Source organism: Paraburkholderia sprentiae WSM5005 (assembly GCF_001865575.2).
GTDB classification, from domain to species: Bacteria; Pseudomonadota; Gammaproteobacteria; order Burkholderiales; family Burkholderiaceae; genus Paraburkholderia; species Paraburkholderia sprentiae.
Map to the genome: position 1 here is coordinate 450,784 of NZ_CP017562.2, position 15,317 is coordinate 466,100.

Consider the following 15,317-nt stretch of genomic DNA (forward strand, 5'->3'; position numbering starts at 1 on the left):
GGAGCGAATCATGCGATCCAGGTCTTCGTGGATGACCGTGCTGGGCGCGGCGCCCATCGTGGTTTTGAGTCTGCTGCTGGGCGCGTGTGGCGGCGGGGGCGGCGGTAGCGGTGGTGCGAGCACCACGGCCAATTCGAGCACGCCCAGCAGCGCGACAAGCTCGTCGGGTTCGACCGTGACCAACACGTCGCCATCGCCGCAGGTGCTGGCCGCGAACGCGGTGCGCGTGACGGTCGACGCGGGCGTGAGCAACGTGCCGAACATGCCGTTCGTCAGCATCACGATTTGCGCACCCGGCACCAGCAACTGCCAGACGATCGATCACGTGCTCGTCGATACCGGCTCGTGGGGCGTGCGCGTGTTCGCGTCGCAGCTGCCCGGGTCGATGAACCTGCCGCAGCAGAAGGACGGCTCAGGCAACCTCGTCGCCGAATGCATGCAGTTCTTCGACGGCTACACGTGGGGCGCGGTGAAGCTCGCCGATGTGCAACTCGCCGGCGAGAAAGCCGCGTCGCTGCCGATCCAGGTGATCGACCCGAACTACGCGTCGCTGCCGGGCGATTGCGCGGCCGTCGGCGCGGCGCGCAACACCCCGGCCGCCTTGCAGGCGAACGGCATTCTAGGCATCGGCGTGTTCAAGCACGACTGCGGCGCGAGCTGCGTGCAGCAGGCGATCCCCGCGACCTACTACGGTTGCAGCGGCACCAGCTGCACGTCGATTCCGCTCGCGCAGACCTATCAGGTCGCCAATCCGGTGCCGTACTTCGCGACCGACAACAACGGCTCCATGCTCAGTCTGCCGACTGTGTCGGGCGGCGCGCCAGCGGTGTCGGGGCAGCTCGTGTTCGGCATCGGCACGCAGAGCAACAATGCGCTCGGCGGGGCGCAGGTGATCGGCGTGAGTCCGTCGAACGGCACGTTTACGACGGTGCAGAACGGCACCACGTATACGCGCAGTATTCTCGACAGCGGCTCGACCGGACTTTTCTTCCAGACCACCTTGATGCCGGCTTGCGCGAGCCCGAACAGCGCGTATTACTGCCCGAACTCGACGCAACAGTTGAGCGCGATGATCGAGGGCGTGAATGGCACGACAAGCGCGGTGACGTTCGACGTCGGCAATGCGACGTCGATCGCGCAGACCTATAGCGGCGACTCGGCGTTGCCGTTACTCGCGGGGCCGGCATTCGTCACGTCGGCGGTGTTCGACTGGGGGCTGCCGTTCTTCTACGGCCGCAACGTGTACGCGGCGATCGAGCAGCAGTCGACGCCGGGTGGGAAGGGGCCCTATGTGGCGTACTGAAGCGGCGCGGTGAACCCGCGTACCAAGCACGCGTAGCCGGTTGCTCCGGCGGCAGGCTTTTTTATGCGCTGATGCACCCGCGATCGCCACGCGTGCCACCCGCCGCCGTGACCACGCGATGCACGAAGCGCAGCTTGTCGACCACCGGCGCGGCGAGCGTGAACGGATAGCCGTCGGGCAGGCCGAGACTGCGGTTCAGGCTGTTCAGCGCATAGGTGAGCGGAAACCAGCGCTTCATCAGATTGCCGAAGCTCGCATCCTCGACCGGCGTGCGGTCGGTCAGCGTCGGCTCGCTCGGATCGTCGGGCAGCAGCGCAAGTCCGTACGACGTCGACGTATCGAGCACATCGACGATCAACAGATAGTGCGCCCATGTTTCCGCCCAGTCTTCCCACGGATGCATCGTCGCGTAGGCGCTGATGTACGACGCCTGCCAGTCGGCCGGCGCGCCGTCGCGATAGTACGCGTTCAGCGCCTGGCCGTAGTCGGCCCGCTCGTTGCCGAACAGCTTGCGAAACGGTTCGAGCCAGCGCGGTTCGTTGTCGATCAGCCGGCTGAAGAAGTAGTGGCCGGTCTCGTGACGGAAGTGACCGAGCAGCGTACGGTACGGTTCGCCCATCGCGGTGCGCACTTTCTCGCGATGCGCGTCGTCCGCCTCGGCGATGTTCAGCGTAATCAGCCCGTCGTCGTGACCGGTCATCACAGGGTCGCCGTCGCCGCCGTCGGCGAGGAATTCGAACGCGAGGCCGTGCTCGGGGTCCGCGTCGCGCGTTTGCACCTCGAGGCCAAGCTCGCCCAGCGTGTACAGCAGACGCCGCTTCGCGACTTCGAGCCGGTACCAGTAGAGCCGGTTGTCCGGTTCGCTCAGGTTCGGAATCGTGCGGGTCAACTCGCACGCGCGGCACAGCGTGTCGGGCGAATCGGCGGGGATCATCCAGTTGCAGACGTTTTCGACCGCGTAGTTGTGGCATTGCCGGAACAGCGCGCCTTTCGCACCCGGGTGCAAGCTGCGCCAGCGGCCGTCGCCGGCGTCTTCGAACGCGCTGATTTCTCGCAGTTCATGCAGATAACCGAGCAGCGACTCGCAGCGCTCGCAGCGGACGTTCTCGTAGAACACGAGTTGCGCGCAGCGATTGCAGTGGAAGGTTTTCATCGGGCGAGCCTCGTGATGCGTGCGGTGAACGAAAGCCGGTCGCAATCTTCATGCCGTGATTGCCAGACGTCACCGCTTTAACGCACAGTATGGACATGATCGTGCATCGGTGCTGCGCCGCTTTGGTGCACGGTTCGGCGCGGGCCCGCGGCAACGGGCGAGGTACGCAAACCACACGTAGTTCAGCCAGCATTAAACGATTCACGCGGGGTTGTCCAGCGACGGCATAAAGCTTGCTTTTTTGGCGGGTTGCCCTTTTCGTCGAGGAGTCCGGAGTGTCCATACGCGTCGCGTTGCATCACGTTACTCATTACCGCTACGACAGGCTGGTGACGCTGTCGCCCCAGGTCGTGCGGCTACGGCCCGCGCCGCATTGTCGGACGCCGATCCTGTCTTACTCGATGCGCGTGGAGCCCGCGAGGCACTTCATCAACTGGCAGCAGGACGCGTTCGCCAACTATCAGGCGCGGCTCGTGTTTCCCGAGCAGACGCGCGAGTTCAAGGTCAGCGTCGATCTGATCGCCGAAATGGCCGTCTACAACCCGTTTGACTTTTTTCTGGAACCCTGCGCCGAGCAGTATCCGTTCGACTACGCGCCGGAGCTCGCGGCCGAGCTCGCGCCGTATTGCGTAAAGCGGCCGATGACGCCGCGCTTCGCCGAGTTCGTCGCGAGCATCGACCGCACGCCCGCCGGCACCGCGAACTTCCTCGTCGCGCTGAACCAGCGGGTGCAACACGAGATCCGCTACCTGATCCGGATGGAGCCCGGCGTGCAGACGCCCGAGCAAACGCTGACCAACGCGTCCGGCTCGTGCCGCGATTCCGGCTGGCTGCTCGTCGAGACGCTGCGGCAGCTCGGCTTCGCGGCGCGCTTCGTGTCGGGCTATCTACTGCAGCTCGCAGCCGACGTCAGGTCGATCGACGGCCCGAGCGGCACCGAAGTCGACTTCACCGACCTGCACGCATGGTGCGAGGTCTATCTGCCCGGCGCGGGCTGGATCGGGCTCGACCCGACCTCGGGGCTGCTCGCGGGCGAAGGGCATATACCGGTCGCGTGCACACCCGAGCCGGGCAGCGCGGCGCCGATCGCGGGCGCGGTCGACGAATCCGAGGTGGAGTTCGGACACACGATGTCCATCGAACGCGTGCTGGAGTCGCCGCGCGTCACCAAGCCTTACAGCGAAGCCGCGTGGCACGACGTGCTGAAGATGGGCGCGCGGGTCGACGATGAGCTCGCCGACATGGATGTGCGGCTGACCATGGGCGGCGAGCCGACCTTCGTGTCGGTGCGGGATCGCGACGCCCCTGAATGGAACACCGATGCGCTCGGACCCACCAAGCGCAGCTACGCGGTCGCGCTGATTGACCGGCTGCGCGAACGCTACGGCGCGAACGGTTTCCTGCATATCGGCCAGGGCAAGTGGTATCCGGGCGAGCAACTGCCACGCTGGGCGATGTCGTTGTACTGGCGTGCCGACGGCGAGCCGTGCTGGCACAACCCCGCGCTGTTCGCCGACGAACGCGAACCGGGTCGCTACACGGCCGCCGACGCGCAACGCTTCATCGCGCATCTGGCCGGGAAGCTGTCGCTCGACGCGGACTGCATTCAGCCCGGCTACGAGGACACCTGGTACTACCTGTGGCGCGAGCGTCGCTTACCGGTCAACGTCGATCCGTTCGACGCGCGCCTCGACGACGAGCTCGAACGCACGCGGCTGCGTCGCGTGTTCGACGCGGGGCTCGCGAGCCCGTCCGGCTACGTGCTGCCGATCGGCCGCGAGCGCGCCGCGCCGGGCCTCGCGCCGACGTGGATCACGGGACCCTGGTTCTTCCGCGACGGGCGCATGTACCTGATTCCGGGCGATTCGCCGATGGGCTATCGGCTGCCGCTCGATTCGCTGCCCTGGGTGTCGAAGACCGACTATCCCTATCAGCACGCGCACGATCCATTCGCGCCGCCGCAGCCATTGCGCACGGCCGCGCAGTTGCGTGTGCAATATGAAGATGGCCTCGACAGCGGGCAGATCGCCGATGAAGCGAACAGCGCGCGGCGGGCGGCCGCGCTGTCGCTGTCGGCGGCGGATGTGCTGAGCGGCATGCCGCACGGCGGCATGCTCGCGTATGCGCCGCCGCGCGGTGACGAATCGCCGCCGGCGCGAGGCGAATCGTCGAAGGACACGCTCCGTACCGCGGTGTGCGTCGAGGCGCGCGATCCGAAGCGCGCGGCGGGCCCGACAGCCGAAGCCGATTCGTTCGGCAGCGGCCGCACGCTGCTTCACGTATTCATGCCGCCGCTGACCGATCTCGACGACTACCTCGACCTGCTCGCCGCGGTCGAAGCGACGGCCGGCGAGCTGAAGATGCAGATCGTGCTCGAAGGCTATCCGCCGCCGCGCGACCCGCGTCTGAAAGTGCTGCAGCTCACGCCGGACCCGGGCGTGATCGAAGTCAACATTCACCCGGCCGCGAACTGGAACGAACTCGTCGATCACACCGAGTACCTGTATCAGTCGGCCGCGCACAGCTATCTGAGCAGCGAGAAGTTCATGCTCGACGGGCGCCATACCGGCACCGGCGGTGGCAATCACCTGGTGCTCGGCGGCGCGACGCCGGCCGACAGCCCGTTCCTGCGCCGGCCCGATCTGCTTGCGAGCCTAATCGCGTACTGGCACAACCATCCGTCGCTGTCGTATTTGTTCTCGGGGCTCTTCATCGGACCGACGAGCCAGGCGCCGCGCATCGACGAAGCGCGCAATGATCAGGTCTATGAACTTGAAATCGCGTTCGCCGAATTGCAACGACAGGTCGATCTGCTCGGTGGCGACGACAGCGGCAAACTGCCGCCGTGGTTGATCGACCGCGCGCTGCGCAACATCCTGATCGACGTCACCGGCAACACCCATCGCGCCGAGTTCTGCATCGACAAGCTCTACTCACCCGACGGGCCGACCGGCCGTCTCGGCCTGCTGGAGCTGCGCGGCTTCGAGATGCCGCCGCACGCGCGCATGAGTCTCGTGCAGCAACTGCTGCTGCGCGCGCTGGTCGCGCGATTCTGGCGCACGCCCTACACGCAGCGCCTGACGCGCTGGGGCACCGAACTGCACGACCGCTTCCTGCTCGGCACCTTCGTGAAGATGGATTTCGACGACGTGCTCGCCGAGCTCGGCGAAGCCGGCTTCGCATTCGATAGCGCGTGGTTCGCGCCGCACTTCGAATTCCGTTTTCCGCTCGTCGGCGAGATGACGCTGAGCGGCATCGACCTGACGATCCGCAATGCGCTCGAACCATGGCACGTGACGGGCGAGGAGGGCGCCAGCGGCGGCACGGTGCGCTACGTCGATTCGTCGGTCGAGCGGCTCGAGGTGCGCGTGCTGGGCTTGAACGGCAATCGTCACGTGCTGAGCGTCAACGGCGTGCCGGTGCCGCTGCAGCCGACCGGCCGTGTCGGCGAGTACGTGGCTGGCGTGCGTTTTCGCGCGTGGTCGCAATCGTCGGCGCTGCATCCGACGATCGGCGTCCACGCGCCGCTGACGTTCGACCTTGTCGACACCTGGAGCGGCCGCTCGCTCGGCGGATGCCAGTATCATGTCGCTCATCCGGGCGGGCGCACCTATCAGACTTTCCCGGTCAACGCCTACGAGGCGGAAAGCCGGCGCCGCTCGCGCTTCTTTGCGTCGGGTCATACGCCCGGGCCGCTCGCCGTGGGCGGAGCGCAGCGCAGCCTCGAGTTTCCGTTCACGCTCGACCTGCGCCACAGTTGAAAAACATGCATCACTGACACCACACGACCTTGGCCTTTCAATCGACTTTGCCCTTCGAAGCGTCCGCGATGCCTGCGGACGCTTCGTCCCTGTTGCGGTTGCTGCCGGGTCATGACGGACATTGGGACGAGCTGCGCGATACGTCGGGCGCGCTGCGCGAGCCGTGGCGGCAGTTCTTCGCGCTGCTCGACGAAGGCGGCGTGGCCCGGCTCGCGGACCATCATGCGTCGATCGCGCGGCAGATCCGCGACAACGACATCAGCTACAACGTCTACGCGGACAACGGCAAGGCGCGGCCGTGGGCGCTCGACCTGCTGCCGTTCCTGATCAGCGAAGCCGAGTGGGCGCACATCGAGCGCGGCGTCGCGCAGCGCGCGCATCTGCTCAACGCGATCGTCGCCGATATCTACGGGCCGCAGACGCTGCTCGAACATGGGCAACTGCCGCCCGCGCTGGTGTTCGGCCATCCGGGCTATCTGCGCTCGGTGAAGGGCTTCACGCCGCCCGGCGGTCAATATCTGCAGGTCGTCGCGCTCGATCTCGCGCGCACACCGGGCGGCGAGTGGAACGTGATCGCACACCGCACGGAGGCGCCGTCGGGTCTCGGCTACGCGCTCGAGAACCGCCTGATCGTGTCGACGCTGCTCGCCGAGCCGTTCCGCTCGCTGCGCGTGCGCAGGCTCGCGCCGCTCTATTCGCAACTCATCGCGACGCTCGTGCGGGCCGCGCAAGCGACGATGCGCACCGAGCAGCGCGCTGACGCGTCGCCGCATATCGCACTGCTCACGCCGGGGCCGTACAGCGAAACCTATTTCGAGCACGTGTTTCTCGCACGCTATCTCGGCGTCACGCTGGTCGAAGGCAAGGACCTGACCGTGCGCGGCGATCGGCTCTATCTGAAGACATTGGCCGGGCTCGAACGCGTGCACGTCGTGCTGCGCCGTCTCGACGACGCGTTCTGCGACCCGGTCGAGTTGCGCGCCGATTCGACGATCGGTGTGCCGGGGCTGTTGCAGGTGATGCGCGCGGGCAACGTGATCGTGTCGAACGTGCCGGGTTCGGGGTTCGCCGAGTCGCCGCCGTTGCACGGTTTCATGCCGGGTATTGCCGAAGCGTTGCTCGGCGAAGAGCTGGTGCTGCCCGGCGTGCCGACCTGGTGGTGTGGCGAACAGGCCGCGCGCGAGCATGCGTTCGCGCATCTCGACGACGCCTTCATCGTGCCGACATGGCCGCTCGCGGGACGCGACGCGCCGCCCGGCATCGAGGGGGGCAGGCAGCCGCTCGCGGCATGGCGCGAGCGCATCGACGCGTCGCCCGACGCGTTCACGATCCAGCAGGAGCAGCGCTTTTCCTGCACGCCGCGCTACGAGGCGGGTACGATCGGCGGGCGGCCCTCGGTGCTGCGCGTGTATGCGATCGCCGACGTCAACGGCGGCTGGCACGTGATGCCGGGCGGTTTCACGCGCATGGCCGCCGAGCGGCAGACCACGGTATCGATGCAGCACGGCGGCAGCAGCGTCGATGCGTGGGTGCTGTCGAGCCAGCCAAGCTCGACGTTCACGCTGTTGCCTTCGCCGATGCAGCCCGCCGACCTTACGCGCAAGCATCGCACCGTATCGAGCCGCGCCGCGGAGAACCTGTTCTGGGCGGGCCGCTATGGCGAGCGCGCGGAAAACAACGTGCGGCTGCTGCGGCTGATTCTCGGCTCGCTCGAAGGCAACGACGCCGACGCGATGTTCGCGACGCTGGTCGAACTCGCGACATGGTGCGGCCTCGTGCAGCCGGGCGATATCACGTCGCCGCACGGGCCGGCATCGCCGCGGACCTTCGAGCGCGCGCTCGTCGCGAATCTCGGCGACAGCGCGGGCAGTGTCAGTATCAGCCAGAACCTCAATTGCCAGGCGCGCGCGAACGGCGAAGTGCGCGGGCGTTTGTCGAACGATCATTGGCGCATGATTCTCGCGGCGCGCAACGACTTTCAGGACGCGTTGCAGGTCTTGCTGCCAGCCGTGGGCGTGGGCAACGGCGGCGCGGGTGCCCCGAGCGGCGGCGGTGCGTTCGATCGCTACGACCGCGTGACGCTTGCGAATGCGCTCGAGCATCTGTCGGTGCAGCTATCGGCGATCAGCGGCGCGCAGGGCGACCGCATGACGCGCGATGAAGCGTGGCGGCTGCTGTTCGTCGGGCGTCATATCGAACGCGTCGCGACGATGGCCGCGTTCATGCGCGGCGTCGCCGCGAACGGGCAGCTTGCGACACCGGCAGGCTTCGATCTGCTGCTGCAAATGTTCGACAGTACGCTCACGTATCGTTCGCTGTATCCCGGGCGTTTCGAAGTGCCCGCGCTGCTCGACCTGCTCGTGATCGAGCCGCACAATCCGCGCGGCATTTATGGCGTGTACGAGCGGCTGCGCAACAAGCTGGACGAAATCGCCATCGCGGCGGGCAGCCTGCGGCATCGGCCGTTCGCGGAGCTGCTGCCGGGCGTCGACTTGTTGCCGTCGCTCGAATCGCTGTGCGAGGTCGACGAACACGGATCGTATGCCAGGCTGATTGCGCTATGCGATCAGATCGGCGGTTTCGCCAACGCGGCCGCGCATGAGATCAGCGCGCGCTATTTCAGTCACGCGACCACGGCCGCCTCCCAGGTGTGGGTATGAAGAACGCGCCGACGGTGCTGTCCGTTTCGCATCGCACTACCTACCATTATTCGACGTATGTCGAAACCGCGCAGCATCTGGCGACCATCCGGCCGCTCGCGTGTCCGTGGCAGCGTGTGATCTCGCGAAGCGAACGGATCGAGCCGGAGCCGTCGTACCGGCACAGCCGCATCGACGCATTCGGCAACGACGTGCTGTACTTCGCGCTCGATGTACCGCACGAGCGTCTGCAGCTCGTCAGCGAAACCTCGGTCGCGCTGACGCCGCGCTGGACCGAGTTCGACGCCGAGGGCACTCCGGCCTGGGAGACGGTGGCCGAGACGCTGCGGTTTCGCGTGGGCGGCGCGTTCCGTGCCGAGGCGGAGTATTGCTTCGCTTCGCCGAACATTGCGCTGCGGCCGTCGCTGCGCGCGTACGCGTTGCCGAGCTTCACGCCCGGTCGGCCGCTCGTCGCCGGCGCGATCGATCTGATGCATCGCATTCACGAGGACTTCACGTACAAGCCGTCGGCGACGCTGTTCGATACGCCGGCCGAACGCGCGTTTGAACTGAAGAGCGGCGTGTGTCAGGACTTTGCGCAGGTGATGATCGGCTGCTTGCGCTCGCTTGGTTTGCCCGCGCGCTACGTCAGCGGCTATCTGCGCAACGATCCGCCGCCAGGCCAGCCGCGCCTGATCGGCGCGGATGCATCGCATGCGTGGGTGTCGGTGCATTGTCCGGCGAGTGGCTGGATCGATCTCGATCCGACCAATGACGTGCTTGCCGATCTCGATCACGTGACGCTCGCGATTGGGCGCGATTACAGCGATGTATCGTTGCTGCGTGGGACGATTCTCGGCGGCGGCGCGCATCGGATGGAAGTGGCGGTGACGGTGCTGGAATTGTGATAGCGGGCGCGGTTCGTTGCCGGTGTTCGAGTGGTCATCGTGCGCGCCCGCGCGCCTTGCAAGCGAGTGTCGGGCGATTCACGACAAAAACCGGGACTCGCGAAGAACGCGTATCCAAGGCCAGATGACCTCTAACGCAGCTATCGAAGTTCAGACAGAAGCGCGCATACAGGCCGTTTTTACTTCTCACTGACAACAGGCAGCAACCTGTCGCAACACCCGGAAAGGCGCGAATTCTCGCGCTTTTTTGTTTTGTGCGCCCAGAATGGGCGCGCTCCTGCGGTGCAAGTCCCGCCATAAGCTGGTCACAGCGAATGAAGTGAAGCGCAACTGTACGAGGCGACCCAGTATGGGGAGGAAGCGCGGAGCGCAAATCGTGAGCCGATGAACTCTCTTTGCGGATATGTTCGAGGGATCGGATAACCGGGAATGTCTTGATTGTCGTGTCACGTTCAAGATATACAAGGAGTGGCCTGATATGCCTCAGGCGATGATCTTCGCGAGAAATAAGCCTCATCAGGCGATTAGCAACGCAGACAGCATTGCTGGGTATATAGCGACATTCGATGGAGTAAATATCGCACCGTGAATAGACAACTGATTTTCCGCGGTGGCTGTCTCGCGGCATTGCTTGCCGTGTGGTTTTGCTTGGGACGCCCTGTTAATGCTTGTACTATCGGGGAGGTAGCGGCTATTGAGTTGCCATTCAACACAGTTGAACTTTCGAAGGAAAATCGGCGCTCAATCGCAGAGGCCGAGGAAGAGGCAAAGAAGTGGCCTGACGTGCAGATTCAGGCAATTGTGATGGCCGGTGCATATATTGGCGAGCACGATCTCGACGTTTTGCAAGAGCGCCGCGGGGAAAACGTGCAAGCGTATCTGAGGAAGCTCGGTATCAGGAGTGAGAACATCTATATCGTGCCGAAAACGCTGACGGATGGGTTCGTGGTGAAGCGGGCTGACGGTGAACTTGCTGTCCGCCAGATCGAAGTTGAGTTGCATCCGATCCGTACAGCTACCTGCGCATGCATGTGCAACGATCCAAGAGTGACCCCACGCACCAAGGTTATCAACCCGTAAGCACACGAATAGGGTCTGGCTTCGGCGGGGCCTTTTCATTCCACCTCGTCGGCGGCGGCGCGTATCGGATCGCACTCAAGGTAACGGCGTCGAATTTGCGATGGAGTTCAGTTCATTTCCGGTATTCAAGTCAGTTCAGCCATAATGTAGAAAACCCCGCCGGAGTTCACCCGCCCATGAAGCCCCGTTGCTTGGCAGCAGTTCTCGTCGTTCTCGCTACCGGCTGCACAACGACTCCGGCCAACCATCAGACCGCGGGCGATACGAACGCCTACATTCTGCACGCTCCAGACAGCGCACCGCCCGCTGATTCCACGTCAAGACCACCGAGACTCACGGTCGGCACCAGCTATTCCGACACGCAACTTATCCTGCCTTGGTTTCTCAACGACATCATCAACTTCGTCAACTATCGCTAGCCAACGGGCGCGCCGTGCGGCTCTTCACATGATCGATGAACGCACGCAGCTTCGGCAGAACCTGCCGGCGGCTCGGATAGTAGAGAAACACGCCCGGGATCACCGGTGCATACGCATCCAGAACGCGCAGCAGCTTGCCTGTTCGCAACCCCTCGTCGGCCATCGGCTCGGGTAGCTGGGCAAGCCCGATGCCTTCGATCGCCGCGCCCAGCATGCCCGGAAAATCGCTTGCGATGAAAGGACCGGAGACGGCGATCTCGATCGACTGGCCGTTGTCGTTGAACGACCACAACGCGAGCGCGCCGCTGGTGCGCCGCCAGCGCAGGCATGCATGCGCGCGCAGATCGTCCAGATCCTCGGGGCGGCCGCGCGCCGCGAAATAGGCAGGACTCCCCACCACGACAAAGCGCAGTGGCGGCGTCAATGGCACCGCGATCATGTCGGCGGCAATGAATTGACCCAGCCGGATGCCGGCGTCGAAGCCTTCCGCCGCCAGATCGATCAGTTCTTTGCCGGCCGCGACTTCCACCTCGACTTCTGGATTGGCCTTGCAGAACGACGCGATCAGCGGCTCGAGCAGGATCGGCACGACCGCGCGCGGCACGGAAAGTCGTAACAGGCCGGACGGGCGCTGCCCGAGCCCACGCGCCACCTCGCTGGCAGCGACGAGTTCCTCAAAAGCGGGCTTGGCGCGAGCCAGAAAGCGCTCACCGGCTTCGGTCAAGCCGACGCTGCGCGTGGTGCGGGTAAAGAGCGCCGCGCCGATGCGGGCTTCGAGCACACGCACCGCCTGACTGACGGCCGACGGCGTCACGCCGAGTTCCGCGGCGGCCCCGCGAAAACTGCGATGCTCGGCCACGCGGAGGAAGACCTCGATGCCGTCGAGTGCGCCCTGCCTGACCGTGAAGTTCTGCTTCATAGCCTGTCAACATTGTGAGGAATAGTCGCTCGCGCGAGACGATGGTACACCTAACACCTGCGCATCCAACATTCGACAGGAGGCACCATGTCACCGCAGCTTCTCTTCCAGTTGCATCTCGTTCTCGGCTACGTCGCCTGGCTGTTGTGCTTTGGCACCTACGTGTGGCCGAAGCTCAGATCGATGGCCCCGTTCGACGCGCAACGCGCGATCGCCACCTTGCACAGCTTCCGCTTCTTCGGGCTCGCGTTCCTGCTGCCTGGCGTCGTCGGTGCGCAGTTGCCCGCGAGCTTCGCCGCGTTCGCTGCTTATGGGGATTTCGCCACCGGCCTGCTGGCGATGCTGGCGTTGCTGACGGCGCGGATACGTCCGCTTTTCTGGTCGCTCGTGGTCGCTTTCAATGTGATCGGCATGGTCGATCTGCTCCTCGACTACTACCACGCGACAGCGGTCGACCTGCCCGCACATTCGGGCGAACTGGGCGCGCTGTACGCGATCCCGATCATCTATGTGCCGGTGCTGGCGATCACGCATGTTGCCGCTTTCTATCTGATGCTGCGTCCCCGGTTCAAGCGGCTTCGCGTCGTTGCGGCCGTGAGCCAGGACATTTCCAACGTGTAGCCTGGTTCACCATCCACCTGCGTTATCCTGTCGGTCGTCGAGTCGATGCTCGCGGCCTGGACGAAGCAGGTGCGCAAACCCGGCGCAGTGCGGCCGGGTGGTGCCTTTCACTGGCTCTTCCGGCTTTCGCGCATGCGACTGATTCTCGCGTCCCCTTGCCTGGCGGCGCGAACCAACGCCCGGAACAACCACTGAACTCACCGAGGTGCCGACGTGAAATACCGCATGCTGTTGTTGCCGCTCGTTCTCGCCGCTTGCGCACAGACTCCCGAAGTGACCGCGCCGGCGCCCTCGGCGACCACGGCCGCCGCGAACCCGGCGTCGTCGACCGGCACCGAGCTACTCACCCGGTACCACTGGCAACTGAGCAACGCGATCGACAGCAATGGCAACCATATCGACGCGCTGTTCGCGCGCCCGGACAAGCCGGTGCAACTGGACTTCAGTCCGTACCGGATAACTGTCGTCAATAGCTGCAACAGCATGGGCGCGGGTTACACGGTGAGGAAAGGGCATCTGCAGATCGGCCCGATGGTCAGCACGATGATGGCCTGCCACGATGCCGCCCTTGCCGCACTCGACGATGCGATCTCGCAGCGCGTGCGCGGCAGCGTCGACGTCAACCTGCTTGCGCGCGACAATGCGCCGAGCCTGCAACTGGTCACGGATAACGGCGATACGCTGAGCTTCACCGGCGTGCCCACGGCCGAGACCCGTTATGGCGGCCCCGGTCAAATAGCGTTCCTTGAAGTGGCGCCGCAGTCGGTGCCGTGCAACCATCCGTTGACGCCGGACGCGCAATGTCTACTCGTGCGCGAACGCTTCTTCGACGAGCAGGGCCTGGCGAGCGGCACGCCCGGTCCCTGGCAGCCGTTGAATCAGAATATCGAAGGCTATACGCATACACCGGGCATCCGTAACGTGGTTCGTGTCAAGCGCTTCACGATCAAGAACCCGCCTGCCGATGGGCCCTCGGTCACTTATGTGTTGGACCTGGTCGTCGAATCGGAGAAGGTAGGGCAGTGATGCTTTTCAAACGTGCCGCCGGCCAGTGGCGGCGGCACGGCTCACCGAGCCAGCAACATCATCCCTTCTGAATCAGCCGCGCCAGCGGCGCGAGCGGCCCCACCGGCAGGTATTCATATTTGATCAGTCCGTCGGCTACGAGCGGCAATCCGTCGAGAATCGCCTTGGCCTCGTCGACCGATCCGACATTCATCAGGAAGATGGGTCCGGCCTTGTCGCGGAACCAGAACTGCTCGACCTTACCGTCGAGATAAAGCTGGAGCGTCGCCGGCACCTCGTGGGGCATGTGCTGCTGGAGCTTGTCAGGGGTGAGGGTCGCTTGCGCGGACGCGATGGCGAAAACTTTCATGATTGACCTCCTTGGTCGACGCGTTCGTTGCGATATGCAACGAGGTCACTGTAGCCCCCGGACGGGAAAAGCTGTATCGTCGTAAATGACAACTTTAGGGTCATTTACGCCATGCGCATCGCCGTGCTCGCCCTGCAGGGACTGTTCGACACCGGTCTCACCGTCATGCTCGACGCATTCTCGCTCGCCAACCGGTTCGCCGCCGCGAAGATGGGCGGGCGGCCGCACTTCGAATTGTCGATCGTCGGCGTGCGCAAGAAGGTCCGCTCGGGGCAGGGGCTGGCCATACCCGTGCAAGCGATTACCGCGGACCTGAAGCCGGACTGGGTAATCATTCCCGCGCTCGGGACCGGTATGCCGGAGCAACTGGTGACGGCGCTCGAACGGCCGGACGTGCGCGACGCCGCAGCGCAACTGCTGGCATGGCACGCCCAAGGTGCGCTGCTTGCCGCGTCGTGCATCGGCACGTTCCTCGTCGCGGAAACCGGACTCCTCGATCATCGCGAAGCGACGACGACCTGGTGGCTGGGTCCATTGTTCCGGCAACGGTATCCGGCGGTGTCGCTCGACGAGTCGCGCATGCTGGTGCCATCGGATGTCGGGGTGACGGCGGGCGCAGCGATGGGGCACCTCGATCTCGCGCTGTGGCTGATCCGCCGCGCGAGCCCCGAGCTGGCCGCGCTCGTGTCGCGCTACCTGCTTGCCGACCTGCGCTCATCGCAGGCGCCATACATCATCCCTAATCATCTCGCTCAGGCTGATCCGCTGATTCAGCGTTTCGAGCGATGGGCGCGCGATCATCTGAAGCAAGGGTTCTCGCTACAGCGCGCGGCGGCCGCGCTGGCGACGAGCGCGCGCACGCTGCAACGCCGTTGCCAGGAGGTGCTCGGCAAGTCGCCGTTGGCTTACTTTCAGGACCTGCGTGTCGAGCACGCGCAAGTACTGCTGCACAGCAGCGGCCTCGATGTCGACGCGATCGCGGCCGAGGTGGGTTATGTCGACGGTGCCACGTTGCGAACACTGTTGCGCCAAAGGCTTGGCAAGGGCGTGCGCGATCTGCGTGCGGATCTGCGTTGAAGGCTGGCAGCGCGTGCGGCGACTTTCACGCGGACGCTGCCACTGATACGACAATCACGTCG

The 15,317-nt window shown here is 65.0% G+C and carries 12 protein-coding genes; 9 read left to right on the forward strand and 3 right to left on the reverse strand.

Annotation, left to right across the window (positions count from 1 at the left end):
- Positions 1–10 precede the first annotated feature (10 nt).
- On the forward strand, positions 11–1,303 hold the full coding sequence (locus BJG93_RS18830) for a DUF3443 domain-containing protein (RefSeq protein ID WP_027195820.1): 1,293 nt from the start codon (positions 11–13) through the stop codon (positions 1,301–1,303).
- A 61-nt stretch (positions 1,304–1,364) separates the two neighbouring features.
- On the opposite strand, the gene BJG93_RS18835 is transcribed toward BJG93_RS18830, so the two are convergent.
- Positions 1,365–2,456 carry a zinc-binding metallopeptidase family protein gene (locus BJG93_RS18835; protein WP_027195821.1) on the reverse strand — a complete coding sequence of 364 codons (1,092 nt, stop codon included), beginning with the start codon at positions 2,454–2,456 and terminating at the stop codon, positions 1,365–1,367.
- A gap of 275 nt (positions 2,457–2,731) precedes the next feature.
- Between BJG93_RS18835 and BJG93_RS18840 the strand changes: the two genes are divergently transcribed.
- The 5 genes from BJG93_RS18840 to BJG93_RS18860 all read left to right on the forward strand — a co-directional run bounded on the left by BJG93_RS18840 (position 2,732) and on the right by BJG93_RS18860 (position 11,263).
- On the forward strand, positions 2,732–6,217 hold the full coding sequence (locus BJG93_RS18840; protein WP_027195822.1) for a transglutaminase family protein: 3,486 nt from the start codon (positions 2,732–2,734) through the stop codon (positions 6,215–6,217).
- Between the two features lie 68 nt (positions 6,218–6,285).
- The gene (locus tag BJG93_RS18845) at positions 6,286–8,877 is read left to right on the forward strand and encodes a circularly permuted type 2 ATP-grasp protein (RefSeq protein ID WP_034478208.1); all 2,592 of its coding nucleotides are present in this window, start codon (positions 6,286–6,288) and stop codon (positions 8,875–8,877) included.
- Positions 8,874–9,764, forward strand: coding sequence for a transglutaminase family protein (locus BJG93_RS18850; RefSeq protein ID WP_027195824.1), 891 nt, complete (start codon positions 8,874–8,876; stop codon positions 9,762–9,764). The genes BJG93_RS18845 and BJG93_RS18850 overlap by 4 nt, the downstream gene beginning before the upstream one ends.
- A gap of 585 nt (positions 9,765–10,349) precedes the next feature.
- Complete coding sequence (locus BJG93_RS18855) at positions 10,350–10,844, forward strand: hypothetical protein (RefSeq protein ID WP_027195826.1); 495 nt, start codon at positions 10,350–10,352, stop codon at positions 10,842–10,844.
- Between the two features lie 191 nt (positions 10,845–11,035).
- Positions 11,036–11,263 carry a hypothetical protein gene (locus BJG93_RS18860; RefSeq protein ID WP_231337561.1) on the forward strand — a complete coding sequence of 76 codons (228 nt, stop codon included), beginning with the start codon at positions 11,036–11,038 and terminating at the stop codon, positions 11,261–11,263.
- On the opposite strand, the gene BJG93_RS18865 is transcribed toward BJG93_RS18860, so the two are convergent.
- Positions 11,250–12,182, reverse strand: a complete 933-nt coding sequence (locus tag BJG93_RS18865) for a LysR family transcriptional regulator (RefSeq protein ID WP_027195827.1) — start codon at positions 12,180–12,182, stop codon at positions 11,250–11,252. The two genes, BJG93_RS18860 and BJG93_RS18865, sit on opposite strands and share 14 nt — an antisense overlap.
- A gap of 87 nt (positions 12,183–12,269) precedes the next feature.
- Between BJG93_RS18865 and BJG93_RS18870 the strand changes: the two genes are divergently transcribed.
- Both BJG93_RS18870 and BJG93_RS18875 read left to right on the forward strand, forming a co-directional pair.
- On the forward strand, positions 12,270–12,803 hold the full coding sequence (locus BJG93_RS18870; RefSeq protein WP_027195828.1) for a hypothetical protein: 534 nt from the start codon (positions 12,270–12,272) through the stop codon (positions 12,801–12,803).
- Positions 12,804–13,016: 213 nt separating this feature from the next.
- Positions 13,017–13,829, forward strand: coding sequence for a DUF4377 domain-containing protein (locus tag BJG93_RS18875; RefSeq protein WP_027195829.1), 813 nt, complete (start codon positions 13,017–13,019; stop codon positions 13,827–13,829).
- A gap of 58 nt (positions 13,830–13,887) precedes the next feature.
- Here BJG93_RS18875 and BJG93_RS18880 read toward each other — a convergent pair whose 3' ends face one another.
- The gene (locus BJG93_RS18880; protein ID WP_027195830.1) at positions 13,888–14,178 is read right to left on the reverse strand and encodes a hypothetical protein; all 291 of its coding nucleotides are present in this window, start codon (positions 14,176–14,178) and stop codon (positions 13,888–13,890) included.
- A 111-nt stretch (positions 14,179–14,289) separates the two neighbouring features.
- Here BJG93_RS18880 and BJG93_RS18885 point away from each other — a divergent pair, with 111 nt between their 5' ends.
- The gene (locus BJG93_RS18885) at positions 14,290–15,255 is read left to right on the forward strand and encodes a GlxA family transcriptional regulator (protein WP_027195831.1); all 966 of its coding nucleotides are present in this window, start codon (positions 14,290–14,292) and stop codon (positions 15,253–15,255) included.
- Positions 15,256–15,317 lie beyond the last annotated feature (62 nt).

What these genes read in the sequence shown, in the direction of transcription:
- BJG93_RS18830 (WP_027195820.1), top strand. Translation starts at nt 11, where the DNA reads ATGCGATCCAGGTCTTCGTGGATGACCGTGCTGGGCGCGGCGCCCATC.
- BJG93_RS18835 (WP_027195821.1), bottom strand. Translation starts at nt 2,456, where the DNA reads ATGAAAACCTTCCACTGCAATCGCTGCGCGCAACTCGTGTTCTACGAG.
- BJG93_RS18845 (WP_034478208.1), top strand. Translation starts at nt 6,286, where the DNA reads ATGCCTGCGGACGCTTCGTCCCTGTTGCGGTTGCTGCCGGGTCATGAC.
- BJG93_RS18850 (WP_027195824.1), top strand. Translation starts at nt 8,874, where the DNA reads ATGAAGAACGCGCCGACGGTGCTGTCCGTTTCGCATCGCACTACCTAC.
- BJG93_RS18865 (WP_027195827.1), bottom strand. Translation starts at nt 12,182, where the DNA reads ATGAAGCAGAACTTCACGGTCAGGCAGGGCGCACTCGACGGCATCGAG.
- BJG93_RS18870 (WP_027195828.1), top strand. Translation starts at nt 12,270, where the DNA reads ATGTCACCGCAGCTTCTCTTCCAGTTGCATCTCGTTCTCGGCTACGTC.
- BJG93_RS18880 (WP_027195830.1), bottom strand. Translation starts at nt 14,178, where the DNA reads ATGAAAGTTTTCGCCATCGCGTCCGCGCAAGCGACCCTCACCCCTGAC.
- BJG93_RS18885 (WP_027195831.1), top strand. Translation starts at nt 14,290, where the DNA reads ATGCGCATCGCCGTGCTCGCCCTGCAGGGACTGTTCGACACCGGTCTC.